Below are 19,026 nucleotides of genomic sequence, written 5' to 3'. Positions count from 1 at the left end.
GTTTCATGACTGTTATATGTCGAGAAATCGCCATAGTCACAATATACAATACCACTCACCGGCATAAAAAAGCCGCTATGCCAAGGATAGACCCATGAATAAACGCCTGATCACCGCCTTGTTTTTCATCATCGTTATTGTCGGACTGGTCTTTTTTGCGCTGTCCAAGACAGGGATTGATGATGCCAATCCACAGCCGGTGACCATTGAACTGGATGATAATTTTGAAACATAATATCTTTTATGGCCTGTTTACCGTCTTGGCGGCCTTTACTCTCGCTCCGGCGGTCATAGCCCAGACCTATGATGGCGGCGTGGTTGTTGAGGATATGAGCAGCGCGCAGGCCTATGATGTCGGCGCGATCGGGGCAGAGGACGGGGCTTTGCCGCCGACGTTATGGAACGGCACCGGCGCCGAGATTGCGGTGCAGCTGATTAAGGCCGCGCCCGGCAATAGCCGCTCCGCCGTTGTGACTGATATGGTCGCCCGGGTATTACTGTCTCCGGGGGTTCCCCCGCGCGGCGGCGCGGATAATGACGCCTATGTGGGCGCGCGTCTGGGTAAATTAGTTGATCTTGATCGCAGCGATGCGCTGGAAGCCATTTTCGCGCGCGAGCCTAATCTTTCGCGCGGGCCTGCAGCGCAGGAACTTCGCGCAGACGCGGCGCTAAGAGCTAAAGACGCCGCCGGAGCCTGCCTGATTGCGGACAGCGTGGAAGAGCAGCGCGCGGCCCCCTATTGGGCCAAGCTGCGCGCCTTTTGCCATATTGAGCGCGGGGAGCTGCGTGCAGCGGAGCTGACGGCGGATCTTTTGCAGCAATCCGGCCACGACGATCCCGCCTTTTATGCCGCGATACTGACGCTGACAGGCGTAAAGACCAAAGTCACTTTACCGGACATGCCGTCACCGCTGCTTCTGCTCATGGTCGAGCGTATGGACGGGCCGGCGGGCCGCGATCCGCTTACAGCCTTTATCGAAGAAGCACCGTCCTTGCCGCCTGCGGAGCTGGAAAAACGCCTGACTCTGCTTTCCATCGCCACGGATAATGACGATATTGCCGGAGGGCTGATGGATACGGGAGAATTTGATCTCGACACCATGGCCGCCGATACAGGGCCGCGCGCATGGGGGCGTCTCTACGGCGCGGTGAAGTCGTCATCCGACGAGGCGGTTCGGGCGAAGGCTGCCACGCTGCTGTTAAGCCGCGCCGAACACGCCGGAATTTTTACCCCGATCGCCAAACTCATTACCCCGCATCTGTCGGGTATTCCCGTGCATTTGCGCGCGCAATTTGATGCCCATATCTGGGCGCAGCTTGCTGTCCGCGAAGGCAATCTGAATGCATTGCGTCCGCTTTATGACTTTGTCGCAGATGATGACCCGTTTAAAACCCGCATCGCGCTGGCCTCGGACGCGCTGGGTAATGGATTTATGCAGGGCGAGACGGGCGCGGATATGACGGCCCGGTTTATTGGCGGCGGAGATGGCAAAACGCGCGCCGTGCGCGACGTATTTATCGCCTCTGCGCTGGGCGCGCGGCTGTCTGATCCGATTATTGTAGATATGTCGAAAAGCGATATTAAAATGAGCGGGAGTCCCGCTGCGGCCGGGCAAATGCTCGCGCTTGAAAACGCTGCGGCCAAAGGCGCGCAGGCGGAAACGGCGTTACGGGCCGCGACTATTCTCGGCAAAGACGGCCCGCAGGCTTTGCATCCGGATAGCCTGTCGCGGGTCATTCGCGCGCTTTACGCTGCGGGGCTGACCGAATTTGCCACCCGTTTGGCTGCTGAAGACTTTCTGGGCGCGCCTAAAGGCGCATTATGAGCGCGGCGCTGATAGAGAATTTTCTGGAAATGATGAGCGCCGAGCGCGGCGCATCGCAACATACGCTGGACGCTTACCGCCGCGATCTGACCGACCTGAATGCGGCTTTGTCGAATATGCAGGGCGCAGAAACACCGGCATTGTCTAAAGTGCTTGCGGGGTATGGAGCGTCGGGACTTGCGCCCAGCACAGCGGCGCGCAAGCTCTCCGCCATCAAGCAATTTTACAAATTTTTGCAAATTGAAGGCCTGCGCGCCGAAGATCCCACCCATCATTTGCGCGGGCCTAAAGCGCGTCAGAGCCTGCCGAAAATCCTCTCTCAAGACGATGTAAACGCCCTGTTCGAGGTCGCCGAGACGGATGAGAGCGCGTCGGGCGTGCGCCTGCTTTGCCAATTGGAAATTCTCTATGCGGCGGGGCTTCGGGTCAGCGAACTTGTGTCGTTAAAGGTTAAAACAATCCTGCGGCGTGACGGCACTTTGGCTGTGCGGGGCAAGGGCAGCAAAGACCGCGTTGTGCCGCTGACGGGCGCAGCGCAGCGGGCGATAGAGCTTTGGCTCCCTTTGCGCGATACGACCCTGCCCAAATCGCTCGAGGCGCGCAGCCGCGCGGCAAATTATCTGTTCCCATCGCGAGGCAAATCGGGCCATATGACCCGCGAGCGCTTTGCCCAGACGTTAAAGACCCTGGCCATGGCCGCAGGCTTGCCGTCTTCCAAAGTCTCGCCCCATATCATCCGCCATGCCTTTGCCACGCATTTACTCGAAGGCGGCGCGGATTTGCGCAGCGTTCAGAAACTGCTGGGTCATGCGGATATTGCGACCACGCAGATTTATACACATGTCCAAGAGGAGCGCCTGAGAGAGATCGTCAATTCGGCCCACCCTTTGGCGAAATTATCATAACATCCCCATTAAGCCACTTGTGGCGCGCATCTCTATCCCTATGTTAAGGCGACAAAGGTCCGAATATCTTATAAGAGCGCTATATGACTTTCTCTGCCCGCACATATCTGGATTTCGAGCGACCTCTTGCGGAACTGGACAGCAAGATCGATGATTTGATCACTTTGCAGGACAAAGATGACAGCGTCGATGTGGGAAAAGAGATCACGCAACTCCGTGATAAATCCGACGCTCAACTCGCCACGATCTACAAAGCGCTCGGCCCGTGGGAGAAGACCAAAGTTGCCCGCCACCCGCAGCGTCCGCATTTTTCTCAATATGCACAGCGCCTGTTGACCGATTATGTGCCGCTCTCCGGTGACCGTAAATTCGGCGACGATGATGCGCTGCTTGGCGGTACAGCGAACTTTCGCGGGCGCGGGGTCGTGGTTATGGGCCATGAAAAAGGCAAAGATACGGATAGCCGCCTGAAACATAATTTTGGTATGGCCAATCCCGAGGGCTACCGCAAAGCCGTGCGCTTGATGGAACTTGCTGAGCGCTTCTCCTTACCGATCATTTCATTTGTCGACACAGCCGGGGCTTATCCGGGACGCGGCGCGGAAGAACGCGGCCAGGCTGAAGCCATTGCCCGCTCTATCGACGCCGGGCTGGCTGCGCGCGTGCCGTTTATCTCCGTAATTTCCGGTGAGGGCGGCTCCGGCGGCGCAGTCGCGATTGCCACTGCCGATCACGTCATGATGCTCGAGCACAGCATTTATTCCGTCATCAGCCCTGAAGGCTGCGCGTCTATTTTATGGCGTGATTCCGCGCGGGCCGAAGATGCGGCCAAAGCCATGAAAATTACCGCGCAGGATTTGAAGGCGCTAGGCGTCATTGACCAGATTATCCGTGAACCGCTGGGCGGCGCGCACCGTGATGTGGCCGCCGCTGTGCGCACAGTCGGCGATCATATCGAATCAACCCTCGTGCGGCTCTCCGATATGACAGCGAAAGAGCTTATCGTGGCGCGGCGGGCCAAATTTTTAAATATCGGGCGTAGCTTGCTGACATAAAAAACGCGCCGGATGACGCGCTTTTTCCTAGTAAAATTAAGGCGCGGCTAAAAGCTGCTTGAAACGCCAAAGCCGTACCAGACCGTATTGCTGTCAAATTGCGCGGTCAGCGGATTGGCCAAAAAGTCTTCATAATCAAGAAAATTATCTTCCGAGGCAACGCTGCCGTTCAGGCTGGCATAGAGCGAAGCATTATCTGTGACGGCATAGGATAACGCCGCGCCAATTGTGCCATATTGATAGCCGTCGCCCTGATCCGGCTCAACCGCGCCAAGCGCGCCCGACAAATCAATGCTGGTACTTGGGCCGGTCGGAAAACTGTAAGATACAGCGCCTTCTGCCGTCAGGGTTTCAAGCGATGTATCATAATAAACATAAACGCTGGGATCGAGCGGGACAGCAAAGCCAAGCCCTGCATAAAGCTCGAATGTTGAGGCGTCGTTTCTACCGATGTCAAATACATCACCGGCTTGCGGATAGTGGTAAAGCGTGGCGCCTATATCCAGGCTGGTTGTTGGCGACAGATCAAAGGCATATCCGCCGTAAAGATCGATCTCATCTGCATTGATGATACTTTCTTCGCCAATGCCGGTACTGGCCCATGCCCCGAAGGTAAAACCGCCAATAGAGGCTTCAATGCCCGGCTGGATGGACTCTGCGCCAAGGCCGAAGCCGCGAAACACATATTCGCTGTTAAAATCGATCGACGCTGTCCAAGACACGTCCTGGGCGCTGGCGGGGGCGGCCAGTGCAAATGCAGCGGCGATGAGGCTTACGGATGTAAGGGCTTTGAGTTTCATGTGTCTCTCCTGTCCATGACAATTTCGAGATACATTTATTCTAAAAGCGCACTATTCACGCATGAATTTGCCCTAAATGAAGGTTGTGCCCGCGAGAGGCTAAATTATGTGCGCTGTTCAGGCCGCGCTGCATAGTCATGCATCGCGGCAGGCGGAACAGCTTCCTAAACCCGCCTTACATTCCCGTGGCAATGCTTGACCTTGCGGCCACTACCACATGGACATGGCGCGTTGCGGGACAGACCTTCGAGCAGTTTCGGGTCAAGGTCATCAATGCTGCCTGAGGGCTCGTCAGAGCGGTCAAGGCTCATGCCCGAGAGCATGTCCTGCGGGCCGCGCGGGGCGCGGGCAGGCGCGGCCTTGGCGGCCTGTTCTTCCATTTGCTGGCGCTGCTGGTTTTGCATCATCACTTGCACAAGAAGCCGCGACATGTTCTGCGTGACGCCCTCGCGCAGATTGTTCAGCAGCTTGTCAAACAGGGTAAAGGCTTCGGATTTAAACTCGTTAAGCGGATCGCGCTGGGCGTAGCCGCGCATACCGACAACCTGTTTGAGCGAGTCGAGCTGTTTCAAATGCTCGCGCCAGTTCTCATCGATAACTTGCAATAGAACCTGTTTTTCAATGCTCTGAACCTGCTCTTTGCCTAATGGCTCGGATAAATTGGAGAACATGGTATCGGCAGAGTTTTTCATCCGCTCGAGCATTTCCTCATCGGCAATGCCTTCTTCGGCGGCCCAGTCCGATACCGGAAGGTCAAGCGCCAAAATTTCGCGTGTTTTTGTGGTCAGGCCTTCAATATCCCATTGCTCGGCATAAGCTTTACGCGGCACATATTTGCCGATCAATGACTCGCAGACGCCGTGGCGCATATCCTCGATCACGTCGGAGACATGGTCATCGGTCATAAATTCAAGGCGCTGCTCGAAAATGGCTTTGCGCTGGTCATTCATGACATCATCATATTTGAGCAGGTTTTTACGGATGTCGAAATTACGGGCCTCGACGCGTGATTGCGCGCGCTCAACGGCTTTGGACATGAAGCGGCTGGTGAGGCTTTCGCCTTCTTCCCAGCCGATTTTGCCCATCATATTTTTCAGGCGTTCGCCGCCGAAAATACGCATCAGGTCATCTTCGGTTGAAATATAGAATTTGGAGCGGCCCGGATCGCCCTGACGGCCTGTCCGTCCGCGCAATTGGTTATCGATCCGGCGGCTCTCATGACGCTCTGTCGCCAGAACATATAGTCCGCCCGCGTCCAGCGCCTGCTTTTTAAGCACGCTGATTTCGTCCTTGGTTTTCTCTTCGCGTTTGGCTTTTTGATGCGGGGTCTCGCCTGCGGGCGCTTCCTGTTCCAGACGCATGTCCAGATTGCCGCCCAGCTGGATGTCAGTCCCGCGTCCGGCCATATTGGTCGCAATGGTGACAGAGCCGGGCACGCCGGCCTGCGCCACAATCGCAGCTTCCTGCTCATGATAACGCGCGTTGAGAACCCGGTGTTCAATGCCTTTTTCTGTCAGATATTGTGACAGCTTTTCGGATTTCTCAATCGATACCGTCCCCACCAGCATAGGCTGGCCTTTAGTCTGGCACTCCCGAATTTCGTCAACAATCGCGTTAAATTTTTCAATCTCTGTGCGGTAGATGACATCGTCATCATCAATCCGCATGATAGGGCGGTTTGTCGGGATTTCCAAAACGTCCAGCTTGTAGGTCTCGTGGAACTCGGAGGCTTCTGTCAGCGCCGTACCGGTCATGCCGGCAAGCTTGTCATAAAGACGGAAATAATTCTGGAAAGTCACAGAGGCCAGCGTTACATTTTCCGGCTGAATTTCCACATTTTCCTTGGCTTCGATGGCCTGATGCAGACCTTCGGATAGGCGGCGGCCATCCATCATGCGGCCGGTAAATTCGTCGATCAGAACGACTTTGTCGTCTTTGACGATATAGTCTTTGTTCACGTGGAAGATTTTGTGCGCTTTAAGCGCTTGATTAATATGGTGAACAACGGTGACGTTTTCGACATCGTAAAGGCTCTCGCCTTCCAGCATGTCGCGTTCTGTCAGCAAGGCTTCAATCTGCTCCGTACCGGCTTCGTTGAAGGTCGCGGATCGCGACTTTTCGTCAACGTCATAGCCGTCCTCATCGATCAGCGGGATGAGCGCGTCCATCAGGCGGTAAAATTCGGAGCGGTCATCAGTGGGGCCGGAAATAATGAGCGGCGTGCGGGCTTCGTCGATCAGAATGGAATCGATCTCGTCAATGATGCAAAAAATATGGCCGCGCTGCGCCATGGCGTCGAGGCTGTATTTCATATTATCGCGCAGATAATCAAAACCAAATTCGTTATTCGTGCCGTAAGTAATATCGCAATTATAAGCGGCTTTGCGCTCTGCATCTGACAAGCCGTGAACAATACAGCCGGTTGTCATACCCAGAAAACTATAGATTTCACTCATCCATTCCGCGTCACGGCTGGCCAGATAGTCATTGACGGTAATGACGTGAACGCCAAGGCCGTTGAGCGCATTCAGGTAAACGGCAAGTGTAGCCACGAGTGTTTTACCTTCACCGGTCCGCATTTCCGCAATATCGCCGCGATGCAGGGAAATGCCGCCGATCAGCTGAACGTCATAATGACGCTGCTCCAGCGTGCGTTTGGCCGCCTCGCGCACAACCGCGAAAGCTTCGGGCAATAAGTCGTCGAGTGTCTCGCCATCTTTAAATCGCTGGCGAAAAATATCCGTTTGCGCTTTGAGCGCTTCGTCGGTCAATTTTTCAAATTTGGGTTCTAAATCGTTTATTTGCGCGACAAGGGGGCGCATTTTTTTGAGCTTGCGTTCATTTTCAGAGCCGAACATCTTTTTCGCGATAGATAGCATAGTAAATCTTTGATTTTTCGCCGCCGCTTCGGGCGCGATATCCCTGTTAGCTGACGGAAGTCGCCGTCTTGATAAATCTTGCTCGTGACTTAGGAATGGCAGTGGTCTAAGTCAATGCGCTCCCACTGTTATAATTCTATCAAAACCGTAAAATTAGGGCCTTAAAATGACTGCAAACCTCTCCTTTAAAACGTTTTTAATTGCTGCTGCTTTGGGCCTAACGGCCTGTGGCGGATCCGGCGGCGATGACGGCTCTGTCGACATGACGGTGACCCGCACAGGTGATAAAGCCGTGGCGAGCGTAGACGGAACCTTTATTTATGAAAGCGATTTGAACCGCGAAGCTGAGACCAAAGGTTTTATTGAACCGGGCGAGACATTTGCGCCGGCGCATCCCCAATACCAGACTCTACTCGGGCAGCTTATTGATCAGCGTCTGTTGTCGCGTATGGCGTCAGCGGACGGTTTAGACCGCGATGCGGTGGTGCGTCGCCGCATTGCAACGGCGCGCGAACGTCTGCTGGGCAATGTCGCACTCGAAGACTTTATTGAGCGCACTGTGACAGAAGGTGCAGCGCAAAAATTCTACCAAGAACAGATTACATTGCGCCAGCGCGGCGACGAAGTGCGCGCGGCCCATATTCTTGTTCCCACTTTGGACGAAGCCAATGCGGTTAAGCAGAAACTGGCAAGCGGGGCGGACTTTGCCGCGCTGGCCGAAGAACTGTCAACGGATCGCGGGAGCGCCGCCCAAGGCGGCGATTTGGGATACTTCCAAGCCGAAGCCATGGTCGCCCCTTTTTCAAAGCGCGCCTTTGCCACCGAGGTCGGCACAACATCTGAGCCTGTGCAAACCCAATTTGGCTGGCATGTCATCAAGGTGCAGGATCGCCGCAAAACGCCCGTCCCGAGCTATGATAAAATGCGCGATGAAGTTCGCCAATTCCTGACATATCGCGAAGTTGAAAAGCTGATTACAGAATTGCGCGATGGCTCCACGATTGAATATCTGGCCGATAATAACCCTAAAGCCGCGGCGGATGATGCTGACCAGGACATGGATGATGAGGCCACGCCCGAAGATGAAGGCCAAGAAGATCAAGCTGAGCCGGATCAAAGCGAGAGCGCGGACAATTGAGCGCCAAAATTTCGCCATTTGCTCCGGCAAGCTTTCCTGACCTCCCCCCGATTGCCGGCTTCGATATGGCGACGGCGCAAGCGGGATTTCGTTATAAAGGCCGGACCGATTTATGGATCATGCGCGGCATTGCCGGAACGCAGGTTGCAGGCGTGTTTACGCAAAATAAATGCCCCGGCGCGCCCGTCGATCACTCCAAAGCCGCGCTGCATTGCGATTGTCGTAATGCGCCGCGGCTGATTGTTGTCAATTCCGGCACAGCCAATGTCTTTGCTGGGCAAAAGGGCAAAGACGCGGTCGCGCTAACCGCCCGTGATGTGGGTCACGCTTTTAAGACGCCGCCCGAAGGGGTGCTGATGTCTTCGACCGGTGTTATCGGCCAGCCGCTTGACGCCTCGAAACTCACCGCCAAATTGCCCGAGGTCATTGCAGCGATGAGAAATGACGGATGGGCAGCGGCGGCCCGCGCCATCATGACCACGGATACCTATGCCAAGGGCGCGACGCGGACCGCCAATGTGGACGGCGTGACGGTAACACTTAACGGTATCGCTAAGGGCTCGGGCATGATCGCGCCGGATATGGCCACCATGCTGGGGTATATTGCGACAGATGCCGCCCTGTCCCAAAGCGCGCTGCAGGACATGCTGGCGGCCTTCACACGCAACAGCTTTAACGCCATTACGGTCGATAGCGACACCTCGACATCGGACACGGTCTTGCTGGCCGCCAGCGGCGCTGCGGGTCATGAGAGAATAGATAATGCCAGCGACCCCAGACTGGATGATTTCAAAGCCGCATTATCGGATTTAATGCTCGATCTCGCGCTACAAATTGTCAAAGACGGTGAGGGCGCAAGCAAATTTGTCACCGTAAATGTGATCGGCGCAGTCAGTCATGACAGCGCAAATATTATCGGAAAATCAGTTGCTAATTCGCCGCTGGTGAAAACCGCGGTTGCGGGCGAAGATGCCAATTGGGGCCGGATTGTCATGGCGGTCGGAAAAGCGGGAGAGCCCGCGGATCGTGACCGCCTGACTGTGGCGCTTGGCCCGCATATTCTGGCCGAAAAAGGGCAGCTATCAGATAGTTACTCCGAAGAGGCCGGGAGCGCCTATATGAAAAAGGCTGAGCTGGAGCTAAATATTGATCTGGGTTTGGGTGAGGGTCGGGCGACCATCTATACCTGCGACCTGACCCATGGATATATTGATATCAATGCCGATTACCGAAGCTAAACCCCTCATGCTCGTCGTCGCCGGCGCTGTGCTCGACCGGGATGGCCGCGTGCTCATTGCGCAGCGCCCTGAAGGCAAATCCCATGCCGGGCTATGGGAATTTCCCGGCGGCAAGGTCGAGGACGGCGAGACGCCGGAGCAGGCGCTGACCCGCGAGCTGCGCGAGGAACTTTTAATCGAGCCGTGCGATCATTGCCTGCAACCCTTTAGTTTTGCCTCATTTGACTATCCGGACATGCATCTCTTAATGCCGCTTTTTCTCTGCCGGGAATGGGACGGCATTGCGCGGCCCCAAGATGGACAGGCGATCAAATGGGTCTGGCCGAGCAAGCTTAATGATGTGAACTGGGTTCCCGCCGATGTCGATCTGGCGGCGGAATTATCCCACCGTCTCAAGGACGGGACGCGTTACGTTGACTGATGTAGCGATAGCCAAAGGCGCTCGTTAACATCGCGCCGAGGAAAATCAAGCTGTTGATTTCAAATGCGCCGACGCTCGCAATGGCCGGACCGGGACATAGACCGGATAGTCCCCATCCCATACCGAATAGCGTCGCGCCGATAATAAGCTTGCGATCAACCTGCGTTGCTTCAGGCCAGAAAAACTGCTCTTCTAAAAGCGGCTTTTCTTTTTTGCGCAAAACAAAATAACCCGGAATTGTCACGAGCAAAGCGCCGCCCATGACGAAAGCGAGGCTGGGATCCCAATTGCCGAAAATATCCAGAAAGGCGATGACTTTTGCGGGATTAACCATAGCCGATATCGTCAGGCCTGCGCCGAATAAAAGGCCTGCAATCAAGGCGCTGAAACTGCGGTTCATGATAAGACTCCAGCGCTGCGCAATATCGCAACCATGACCACGCCCGCGGCCATAAAGGTGATGGTCGCCACAAGCGAGCGCGCGGAAAAACGGGCTATGCCGCACACGCCATGTCCGCTGGTGCAGCCGCTCCCCATTTGCGTGCCAATGCCGACCAATATGCCGCCCAGTATCAGCAGCGTCCCGGTTACTGGAAACTGAATCTCTAAATAATCACGTCGTATAAATGTAAGTAAAAGCGGCGCTAAAATCAGTCCGGTCAGGAACCAGAGACGCCAGCGCCGTTCGCCTTTGGGCGCTGTGACGAGGCCGCCTAGAATTCCGCTAACGCCCGCAATTCGCCCGTTAGCCGCCATCAGCCATAGCGCGGACAGTCCTATCAACATACCGCCAAGTGTGGCGGAAATCGGCGTAAAATTTTCCATTATTTATGCTCCCGTTTCAATCGTTCTAGAACTGTATGAAGGCTTTGTAAAAAAGCGCTGCGCTCACGGTGGGTAAAAGGCGGCGGCCCGCCAAATGTCGGCATTTCCGCGCCTGCGCGAAGATCGTTCATTATCGCCCGCGTGGCCAGAGCGCTACCGATATTATTCTCGTCAAAAGCTTTGCCTGTCGGCGACAGCACCTGCGCGCCGGCCTTAATACAGCGATCCGCCAGCGGAATGTCGGCGGTGATCACGACGCTGCGTGCATTTGCCCGTTCGGCAATATAATCATCGGCAGCGTCAAAACTGTCGGAGACAATTTGACGGCTGATCAGCGGGCTTTGCGGGATACGGATAAAGCTATTGGCGACAACAACCGTGGGAACGCCGTGACGCTCCGCCACCTTGTAGCATTCATCGCGCACAGGGCAGGCATCCGCGTCAATATAAAGAGTCAGGTCGGTCACAATTTTATCTCTTCTACGCCCAGCGCGTCGGCGAGGCGGGTTTTGGCGCTACCGGGTTTGAGCGGTTTTTGCTGTGACTCATGCGGCGCCCATCCGGTTAGCCAGAGCATCTCAAATGTTGCGGGATGGTTACCGCTTTTATCGGCAAGCAGGGCGTAGTGCGACATCAGCGCCGCTATAAAGGCGCGCGAGACAGGCTTTCGGCTACGCTGGGTAAGGGCGTTGGTTTCGCCTAAATCCCGCAAATCGGACAGCAGCCGCATTGGACTCCTATAATTGACCCTCACGCGGTCACTGTCGATGACGGGAAGGGCATAGCCCGCCCTCTGCAGCAAATTAGCGGCCTGTGAATAATCAGCAAAAGGCGCAATGCGCGGCGTAATCCCGCCGTAAATCTGCGTCTCCGCCCCGTAGAGTGCGCCGCGCAATTCGGTCAGGGTCTGCCCGCCAAATATGGCGGCGATCATGACGCCGTCCGGTTTAAGCGCGCGGCGAAACTGCACCAATGCGCCCGGCAGATCGTTGCAGTGATGTAGGGTTAGCAGGCTGACGATCAGATCAAATTCGGGCGCTTCATAAGGTAAATGCTCTTCATCAATCGCGCGCACATTCTTTTGATCATTGGGCAGATGATCGGCAAAGGTGACGTCTCTGACTTTATCATCCGGAAGGGCGCCCAGCACGGCGCGACTGGCCCGCACATCGCCGATAAATAAAGCACGGTCAAAATTGCGGTTTATATCGAGCAGCCGTTCGGCGGCGTCTTGCGCGCAGCGGGTCAAAAGGAAGGACAGCCCGCCCTGCTTCTGTGCGCGCTTACGGCGCAGCGCGACCAGATTGCGGTCAAAAATGATATGTTGGGGCGTGGCCATAAATTTGATATGGCCTGTCCATGACGCCAAGGGAAGAGATGAACCGCGTAAAACGGATAAGCGCTGCAGGTTTTAGTTTCTTTCTCGATACGGTCTTTCCGCCGCGTTCGCTCATTACCGGAGATGTGGCGAGCGCGCACGGTATTGAGGCCGAGCTCTGGGCGCATCTAAGTTTTCTAGATGCGCCGTGCTGCGTAGCTTGTGGCTTCCCCTTTGATTACGATATGGGGCTGGATGTATTGTGCGGCCGCTGTGAGATAAAGCGCCCGGCCTATGACCGCGCCCGCGCGGCTTTTAAATACGATAATGACAGCCGCAAACTTGTGCTCGCGTTTAAACATGGCGGGCGGCAGGAGGGGCTTGCCGTGTTTACAAAGCATGTGTCGCGCGCCGGACGCGCATTATTTGCGGGCTGCGAAGGTCTGATCCCAATTCCGCTACACCCGTCACGACTGCGCGCCCGGCGCTATAATCAATCTCTGATCTTGGCGCGGGCCATTGCAAAAGCCAATGATTTAGAGGTCTTGCCGGATATAGTGCAGCGGGTGAAAGCCACGGCCAGTCAGGGCGGCAAAAGCTATAGCGGGCGTAAGCGCAATGTGGCGGGCGCATTTGCCGTGCGCGCCAGCGCGAGCCAGGCCGTCAAAGGCCGCAATTTCATACTGATTGACGACGTCTATACGACGGGCGCGACGCTGAACGCTTGTGCCAAAACGCTTAAACGTGCAGGGGCTGCGCGGGTTGACGCGCTGACGCTGTCGCGGGTTGTTAATCCGCAAAGCGTGCCCACATAATAATGGAAATTTAAGGAGTGAAAAAATTGGCTAAAGTAGAAATGTATTCTATGTATATGTGTCCGTTCTGTATCCGCGCTAAGGCGCTTCTGGAAGGCAAGGGCGTGGATGTCGTCGATATTCCGGCCACGGGCTCAGAAAAGCGCGCCGAAATGAATAAACGCTCGGGCCGCAACACCTTCCCGCAGGTTTTTATCAATGGCAAACATGTCGGCGGTTCTGACGAATTGGCGGCGCTGGAGCGCTCCGGCAAGCTTGATCAATTGTTGGCCGCTTAGCTGTGCTAAAACTCGCCGCCATACAAATGCGCTCCGGAGTGGATCCGGCTGCCAACCTGGCGGCGGCGGAGACGCTTATTCGAGAGGCGGCGGCGGGCGGCGCAACATTTATTGCCACCCCTGAAATGACGGGACTGTTGCAGCGCAAACCCAAATTATTTTGGGACAGGGTGAAAACTGAAAATGACGACCCGCTCATTCCGGCTTTTGCAGGGCTGGCCAAAGCGCTGGGTATCACACTGCTCATTGGCTCGCTGGCCGTCAAAGTCGGCGAGGGCCGCGCGGCTAACCGCTCATTTTTGTTCGGGCCGGACGGCAAAATTCTCGTGCGCTATGATAAAATACATATGTTTGATGTCACGGTTAGCCGCACAGAAACATGGCGCGAGAGCGCGATATATGAAGCCGGGTCGCAGCCGCAAATCATTGATACACCCGTAGCCAAGCTGGGCCTTTCCATTTGCTATGATGTGCGTTTTGCAGAGCTTTACCGCCATTACGGCCGCGAAGGCGTTCAAATCATCACCGTTCCTGCCGCCTTTACCGTGCCGACGGGACAGGCGCATTGGGAAACATTGCTGCGCGCCCGCGCCATAGAGACCGGGGCCTTTATTATTGCGCCGGCCCAAGGCGGGGCCCATGAAGACGGGCGCACGACGTACGGCCATTCCATGATTATCGACCCGTGGGGCAAAATTATTGCCGCGCTGGATCACGACGAGCCGGGAATTTTGACGGCTGAGGTCGACTTGGACGAGGTAGACGCGGCGCGGGCTAAAATCCCCGCATGGTCGCTTGACCCAAAACCTGCTCTGAGATGATTAAATATAGCCTGATATGCGAGCGGGAACATGTCTTTGAAGCCTGGTTCTCACGCGGCAGTGATTTTGACGACCAAAAAAAATCAGGCCTTTTAATCTGTCCGATCTGCGCAGATAAGACTATTGATAAAGCAATCATGGCACCCGCGATCTCGACGGCGCGCAAACAAGAGGCCATGATGCAGTCCCAGAAAAAAGCCATGTCGATGATGAATGCGGCCGCCGATAAAATCCGCAAAGAAATCGCTAATAAATGCGAAAATGTCGGCGACAAATTTGCCGAAGAGGCGCGCGCCATTCATTATGGCGAAAAGCAGGAACGCGGAATTTACGGACAGGCTTCGCCCGACGAATCTTCGGCGCTAAAAGACGAAGGCATTGACGTCTCGCCCCTGCCGAACATATTTGTGCCGGATGCCGATAAAAAATTAAATTAACGCGCCCATGCGCGCCCTTAAATAGGATATATTATGACCATAGGTGTTGGCGGGAAAACCGCGGAGCAGGCTTTAGCGATATTATCCGATATGACGGCAGGCGTGAAGCCCATCGGTCTGGATGAATTTGAGGCGCGCATCGCCAAGGCGCAGAGCCTAATGGCGGACCGCGGGCTGGACGCGCTTTATTTGCACGCCGGAACATCGCTATATTACTTTACCGGCATGCGCTGGAAATCCTCCGAGCGCATGGTCGGCGCGCTACTCTACCGCGATGGCCCGCCTGTCTTTATCGCGCCGGCCTTCGAAGAAGGCACATTGCTACAATTTATGACCGTCAAAGGCGAAGTCGCCGGATGGCAGGAGCACGAGTCTCCCTACGCCCTGACGGCGAAATTGCTAAGCGCGCGCGGTATTGCTGGCGGAAAAATCAGCATAGATGAAGCCACGCCGTTTTTCGTCTCTGATGGGATCGCCAAAGCTGCGCCGGACTTAACCTTGTCCAATGGGGCAAGCATCACAGCGGCCTGCCGCATGATTAAATCCCGCGCCGAGCTGGATTTGATGCAGCGCGCCAAGGACATGACCATTGCTGTGCATAAAGCCACGGCCTCTATGCTGCGCGAGGGCATAACAACGACGGAAGTCGGGCAATTTATCGACGCCGCGCACCGCAAAGTCGGCGCGCCGGGTGGGTCGTTTTTCAAGATTATTCTGTTTGGCCCCGACAGCTCTTTTCCGCATGGCGTCAAATCGCCAAAGCCGCTCGAAGAGGGCGATATGGTGCTGATTGATACGGGCTGTAATCTTCATGATTATCTATCTGATATTACCCGCTCCTATGTTTTCGGTGCGCCAAGCGACAAACAGCGCAGTGTCTGGGAGGCTGAAAAGGCCGCTCAAATCAGAGCGTTTAACGCGGCGCAGATCGGCGCGCCTTGCGCCGCCGTGGACCTCGCTGCCCGCGCTGAACTGGACGCGCGCGGGTTTGGGCCGGGATATAAAACACCCGGCCTGCCGCACCGCACAGGCCACGGCATCGGTCTGGATATTCATGAATGGCCGTATTTAAATTGGGGAGATCAGACCCCGCTCGCGCCGGGCATGTGTTTTTCAAACGAGCCGATGATTTGCCTATACGGCGAATTCGGCGTGCGGTTAGAGGATCATTTTTACATGGATAATAACGGCCCCGTTTGGTTCACGCAGCCAAGCAAAAGCATCGATGATCCGTTTGGGGTTTAGGCAAGAAGACTGTGGGAAAATTCTTTATCTAAAACTAACGAAAGAAATTGATTGATATATGTTTGACAGACTACTTATCTCCTGGATTGCAAAACACGCGCGCAATTCAAACCCCGTAGAACTGTCGGGCGACAGAGGACGTATTACTCCCGGCAAAACATTGGCAATTATAACTATTGTCTTTGGACTCAGTGTTGCGATTTCTGGTATTTTCTTGGCGTCGTTAGGTGGCGAGCATTCATTAGGTTTTGGTATTTTTATTTTAGGAATTTGTATTGGTGGGTTTATGGCTCCATCGTTCTTTTCCTTTCATGATGTAACTTGGGATGAAAACAGTATAACGGGAATATGTCGCCTATTCGGGCCAACTTTGGGATTGCGAAGAACGACCATAGAATGGAGTGACGTTGCATCGCGTGGGCAAACCGCCACTCAATATAATTATCTTCAATCTATTGACGGAAGGCGAGTATATTGGAGCTATCTTTACCATGGAAATGGAGAACTCGAACGCATCATTGCAGAGCGATGTAAAAGCGGTGCTATCTAAAGCGTTCCGGCCGTGTGTAGATATGATTTCGATTTCAGATTAGAAGCGTGTTTGAGCACCAAAACTTATTCGCTACCCTTAATTCCCACCGTCACATAATTAATCCCCAGATCATTGGAAAATGACCATTTATCCGTGAGCGGGTTGAGGGTCATGCCGACGCTGGGCTGGGGGGTGAGGCCCGCGCCGCGCAAATAGCTTTGGATCTCGGCGGGTTTGACTAATTTGTCATATTGATGCGTGCCGCGCGGGAGCCAGCGCATGACATATTCTGCGCCGACAATCGCGAGCAGAAAGGCTTTGGCCGTGCGGTTAATGGTCGAACAGATTATGACGCCGCCCTCTCTGACCATAGCGCCGCAATCTTTCATAAATTCGGCCGGATCGACAACATGTTCGATCACTTCCATATTCAGTACGGCGTCAAAGGGCGCGTCCGCGCCGCTCTGGCTGAGTCTGCCTACCATTTGCTCAATCGTGCCGTGGCGGTAGTCGACATCCGCTCCGGTTTCTATGGCGTGAGTTTTAGCGGTTTTGACATTTTTCTCCAGCGCGTCGACGCCGACCACAGTCGCGCCAAGGCGAGAGACCGGCTCGGCTAGCAATCCGCCGCCGCAGCCAATATCTAATATCCGCAACCCCTTGAGGGGCAGGACCGCATTGGGGTCACGGTGAAAATGCGCGCAGAGTGTATCGCGGATAAAACCCAGCCGCGCGCCGTTCATGACATGGAGCGGCTTGAACGGCCCGGTCGGATCCCACCAATTTTCCGCCATGCGCGAAAAACTCTCCATCTCGCGCGGATCGACAGACACCGTTGATAATTTTTCGGGGGCAGTGGTTGCGTGGGTCATAGCCAAACTCCTAATACGCCCAATAGGTAGGCGCACTGAGAAGGCAAATCAATGAGGCGCTTGGCCGCGACAGGGTGTTAATCCGGCAATTGAAAAATATCTTCAACATTGACGTTAAGCGCGCGCGCCAGCCGCAGGGCGAGAATGGTGGACGGAATAAAAACGCCGTTTTCCACCGTGTTAATTGTCTTGCGGCTGACGCGGGCTTTGACCGCCAGCTGCGCTTGCGTCAGCTCTGCATGGGCGCGCAATGATTTTAACTGATTGGAGAGCTTGTCATGATCAGGCATTGCGGCGTTCCAGCCACGCAAAGCTGTACATGGGAACCACAACGCCCGCGACAATAACCATATGGGCGGCGTCAAATCCTGTAGCCTTCCAAGCCAGTCCTGCGACAAACATGATGACCGCCACAACCAGCATCGCCCAATAGCCAAATATGAGCGATTTGACGCGGTTGGCTTTGACCAGCTCATCTTCGAGCATAGCGTTTTCATCCGCGCTGAGTTTTGAATATTTGCGCTGTGTCAGCAAAAGCCAGAGGAGGGCTATTATCCAGAGAAAGGCACCACTAAGGGCGATTAAATCTATGGCCTGCATCGGACCGTCCGCAATACGGCTAAAGAAATCCATGCCCGGAACCTGCCAGATTAAAAAGGCTGAGGCAGTAAACATCAACAGAAAGCTGCGGCGCGCCGAGAGGCGTTCAATATCGGTAGTCATCTCTTACTCCATGTGTAACCTGTGAGTTACTTATAAGCCGAATTTAAGTGTAACGTCAAGGTTACATTACGCGAAAAAAGAAATTTGCGGAATTGACTTTAAATCTCGCCAGCTTTGGCGGTCTTCTCGCGTTTAAATAAAAGACGAAAATTAAAGGCAAGCAGCCCGAGCGCGACGGCAAGCCAGAGCAGCATCCAGACCGTAGCGGGAATAAACCGCATTTCACGCTCAAATGCGCGCAGATCAGAACTTGGTCCTGATCCCGTGTCCTGCAGAATATAAATTATGCTGGCGAGGCCAAGCAGCATCAGCGCATCGCGGCCAAATTTGGTTTTAAAACCGAGATAGAAAAGCAGCGCGGAGAACGCGCATAAGATCAGCGTCGTGAAGAGCGAATTATACCAGATAAACCCTGTTAGGAGCATCAGCGTGATAACAATGGCCAGAGTGGGCTTCACCCATTTTGGCTTCGCGGCGCCAATATAGAAAAGGATGTTTCCAAACAGCGCGCTACCGATATAGCCCCCCATAATGATGATCGCCGCGTTTCCGCCCCGCGTCATTGTCAGCCCGCCTGCATTCGGGTCTATGCGGATATGCTCCACCGCGCCGCCGGATATAATTGCGCCAAAGGCATGACCGAATTCATGAAGGAACGTCACGAAAAGACGTATCGGATAGAGTATGCGCCATCCCCACATACCGCCCAGCTCGCTTATAGTGAAATAAAGCACGGCGATAATGATTGTCCGCAGGATCAAATTTTGACGGGGTGAAATCGTAATAGCCATATCTGTCTGTGGCGCGCGGCTTGATTGAGGTCAATCTTCGTCGCCAGCCTATCTTGCGGTTGATAAATGGCTCTATCGCGCTAAAAGGCCAGCTGTTTGGTATAGAG

At 54.8% G+C, this 19,026-nt stretch carries 23 protein-coding genes; 13 read left to right on the top strand and 10 right to left on the bottom strand.

What is annotated here, in order from left to right:
* The first annotated feature begins 94 nt into the window (after positions 1-94).
* From H142_RS16895 to H142_RS0112090, 4 genes are all read left to right on the top strand, one after another.
* Positions 95-235 carry a hypothetical protein gene (locus H142_RS16895; RefSeq protein WP_017932411.1) on the top strand — a complete coding sequence of 47 codons (141 nt, stop codon included), beginning with the start codon at positions 95-97 and terminating at the stop codon, positions 233-235.
* A complete protein-coding gene (locus H142_RS0112100; RefSeq protein WP_156812022.1) occupies positions 225-1,826 on the top strand; it encodes a hypothetical protein in 1,602 nt (533 codons plus the stop codon). The genes H142_RS16895 and H142_RS0112100 overlap by 11 nt, the downstream gene beginning before the upstream one ends.
* Entirely contained in the window at positions 1,823-2,731 is a 909-nt protein-coding gene (locus tag H142_RS0112095; protein WP_017932409.1) for a site-specific tyrosine recombinase XerD, read from the top strand. Before H142_RS0112100 ends, H142_RS0112095 begins: the two co-directional genes overlap by 4 nt.
* A gap of 83 nt (positions 2,732-2,814) precedes the next feature.
* On the top strand, positions 2,815-3,786 hold the full coding sequence (locus tag H142_RS0112090; RefSeq protein WP_017932408.1) for an acetyl-CoA carboxylase carboxyltransferase subunit alpha: 972 nt from the start codon (positions 2,815-2,817) through the stop codon (positions 3,784-3,786).
* Positions 3,787-3,833: 47 nt separating this feature from the next.
* On the opposite strand, the gene H142_RS0112085 is transcribed toward H142_RS0112090, so the two are convergent.
* Together H142_RS0112085 and secA are read right to left on the bottom strand one after the other, a co-directional pair.
* Positions 3,834-4,586 carry a TorF family putative porin gene (locus H142_RS0112085; RefSeq protein ID WP_017932407.1) on the bottom strand — a complete coding sequence of 251 codons (753 nt, stop codon included), beginning with the start codon at positions 4,584-4,586 and terminating at the stop codon, positions 3,834-3,836.
* A 164-nt stretch (positions 4,587-4,750) separates the two neighbouring features.
* A complete protein-coding gene (secA, locus tag H142_RS0112080; RefSeq protein WP_017932406.1) occupies positions 4,751-7,465 on the bottom strand; it encodes a preprotein translocase subunit SecA in 2,715 nt (904 codons plus the stop codon).
* Positions 7,466-7,631: 166 nt separating this feature from the next.
* On the opposite strand from secA, the gene H142_RS15670 reads away from it, so the two are divergent.
* The 3 genes from H142_RS15670 to H142_RS0112065 are packed head-to-tail and all read left to right on the top strand — an operon-like array spanning position 7,632 to position 10,262.
* Positions 7,632-8,603, top strand: coding sequence for a peptidylprolyl isomerase (locus H142_RS15670; protein ID WP_017932405.1), 972 nt, complete (start codon positions 7,632-7,634; stop codon positions 8,601-8,603).
* Positions 8,600-9,841 (top strand): bifunctional glutamate N-acetyltransferase/amino-acid acetyltransferase ArgJ, encoded by a 1,242-nt coding sequence (gene argJ / locus H142_RS0112070; protein WP_017932404.1) that lies wholly within the window; start codon positions 8,600-8,602, stop codon positions 9,839-9,841. The genes H142_RS15670 and argJ overlap by 4 nt, the downstream gene beginning before the upstream one ends.
* Positions 9,804-10,262: a (deoxy)nucleoside triphosphate pyrophosphohydrolase gene (locus tag H142_RS0112065; protein WP_017932403.1), complete on the top strand. Its 459-nt coding sequence runs from the start codon at positions 9,804-9,806 to the stop codon at positions 10,260-10,262. Before argJ ends, H142_RS0112065 begins: the two co-directional genes overlap by 38 nt.
* On the opposite strand, the gene H142_RS0112060 is transcribed toward H142_RS0112065, so the two are convergent.
* The 4 genes from H142_RS0112060 to H142_RS0112045 are packed head-to-tail and all read right to left on the bottom strand — an operon-like array spanning position 10,234 to position 12,426.
* Positions 10,234-10,662, bottom strand: coding sequence for a YeeE/YedE family protein (locus H142_RS0112060; protein WP_017932402.1), 429 nt, complete (start codon positions 10,660-10,662; stop codon positions 10,234-10,236). The genes H142_RS0112065 and H142_RS0112060 overlap by 29 nt on opposite strands.
* Positions 10,659-11,087 carry a YeeE/YedE family protein gene (locus tag H142_RS0112055; protein WP_017932401.1) on the bottom strand — a complete coding sequence of 143 codons (429 nt, stop codon included), beginning with the start codon at positions 11,085-11,087 and terminating at the stop codon, positions 10,659-10,661. Before H142_RS0112055 ends, H142_RS0112060 begins: the two co-directional genes overlap by 4 nt.
* Positions 11,087-11,554, bottom strand: a complete 468-nt coding sequence (locus H142_RS0112050; protein ID WP_017932400.1) for a YaiI/YqxD family protein — start codon at positions 11,552-11,554, stop codon at positions 11,087-11,089. The genes H142_RS0112055 and H142_RS0112050 overlap by 1 nt, the downstream gene beginning before the upstream one ends.
* Positions 11,551-12,426, bottom strand: coding sequence for a methyltransferase domain-containing protein (locus tag H142_RS0112045; RefSeq protein ID WP_026148030.1), 876 nt, complete (start codon positions 12,424-12,426; stop codon positions 11,551-11,553). Before H142_RS0112045 ends, H142_RS0112050 begins: the two co-directional genes overlap by 4 nt.
* Positions 12,427-12,464: 38 nt before the next feature.
* On the opposite strand from H142_RS0112045, the gene H142_RS0112040 reads away from it, so the two are divergent.
* Genes H142_RS0112040 through H142_RS16890 form a run of 6 tightly spaced genes read left to right on the top strand, consistent with a single transcriptional unit; the run spans position 12,465 to position 16,551 of the window.
* On the top strand, positions 12,465-13,220 hold the full coding sequence (locus H142_RS0112040; protein WP_017932398.1) for a ComF family protein: 756 nt from the start codon (positions 12,465-12,467) through the stop codon (positions 13,218-13,220).
* 26 nt (positions 13,221-13,246) lie between these two features.
* Positions 13,247-13,498: a glutaredoxin 3 gene (grxC, locus tag H142_RS0112035; protein ID WP_026148029.1), complete on the top strand. Its 252-nt coding sequence runs from the start codon at positions 13,247-13,249 to the stop codon at positions 13,496-13,498.
* 2 nt (positions 13,499-13,500) lie between these two features.
* A complete protein-coding gene (locus tag H142_RS0112030; RefSeq protein ID WP_233341687.1) occupies positions 13,501-14,319 on the top strand; it encodes a carbon-nitrogen hydrolase family protein in 819 nt (272 codons plus the stop codon).
* Positions 14,316-14,756: a DUF1178 family protein gene (locus H142_RS0112025; protein WP_017932395.1), complete on the top strand. Its 441-nt coding sequence runs from the start codon at positions 14,316-14,318 to the stop codon at positions 14,754-14,756. Before H142_RS0112030 ends, H142_RS0112025 begins: the two co-directional genes overlap by 4 nt.
* Before the next feature lie 33 nt (positions 14,757-14,789).
* A complete protein-coding gene (locus H142_RS0112020) occupies positions 14,790-16,001 on the top strand; it encodes a M24 family metallopeptidase (RefSeq protein WP_017932394.1) in 1,212 nt (403 codons plus the stop codon).
* A 58-nt stretch (positions 16,002-16,059) separates the two neighbouring features.
* A complete protein-coding gene (locus tag H142_RS16890; protein ID WP_156812021.1) occupies positions 16,060-16,551 on the top strand; it encodes a hypothetical protein in 492 nt (163 codons plus the stop codon).
* A gap of 65 nt (positions 16,552-16,616) precedes the next feature.
* On the opposite strand, the gene ubiG is transcribed toward H142_RS16890, so the two are convergent.
* The 4 genes from ubiG to H142_RS0112000 all read right to left on the bottom strand — a co-directional run bounded on the left by ubiG (position 16,617) and on the right by H142_RS0112000 (position 18,919).
* The gene (gene ubiG / locus H142_RS0112015; RefSeq protein ID WP_017932393.1) at positions 16,617-17,405 is read right to left on the bottom strand and encodes a bifunctional 2-polyprenyl-6-hydroxyphenol methylase/3-demethylubiquinol 3-O-methyltransferase UbiG; all 789 of its coding nucleotides are present in this window, start codon (positions 17,403-17,405) and stop codon (positions 16,617-16,619) included.
* A 77-nt stretch (positions 17,406-17,482) separates the two neighbouring features.
* Positions 17,483-17,695, bottom strand: coding sequence for a helix-turn-helix transcriptional regulator (locus H142_RS0112010; protein ID WP_017932392.1), 213 nt, complete (start codon positions 17,693-17,695; stop codon positions 17,483-17,485).
* The gene (locus H142_RS0112005; protein WP_017932391.1) at positions 17,688-18,128 is read right to left on the bottom strand and encodes a hypothetical protein; all 441 of its coding nucleotides are present in this window, start codon (positions 18,126-18,128) and stop codon (positions 17,688-17,690) included. Before H142_RS0112005 ends, H142_RS0112010 begins: the two co-directional genes overlap by 8 nt.
* A 98-nt stretch (positions 18,129-18,226) precedes the next feature.
* Positions 18,227-18,919, bottom strand: a complete 693-nt coding sequence (locus H142_RS0112000; RefSeq protein ID WP_017932390.1) for a M50 family metallopeptidase — start codon at positions 18,917-18,919, stop codon at positions 18,227-18,229.
* Positions 18,920-19,026: the final 107 nt, after the last annotated feature.

This window comes from Robiginitomaculum antarcticum DSM 21748 (genome assembly GCF_000365025.1).
GTDB classification, from domain to species: domain Bacteria; phylum Pseudomonadota; class Alphaproteobacteria; order Caulobacterales; family Maricaulaceae; genus Robiginitomaculum; species Robiginitomaculum antarcticum.
The sequence above is the reverse complement of the archived record's forward strand: the minus strand, read 5'-3'. Positions and strand labels throughout refer to the sequence as shown.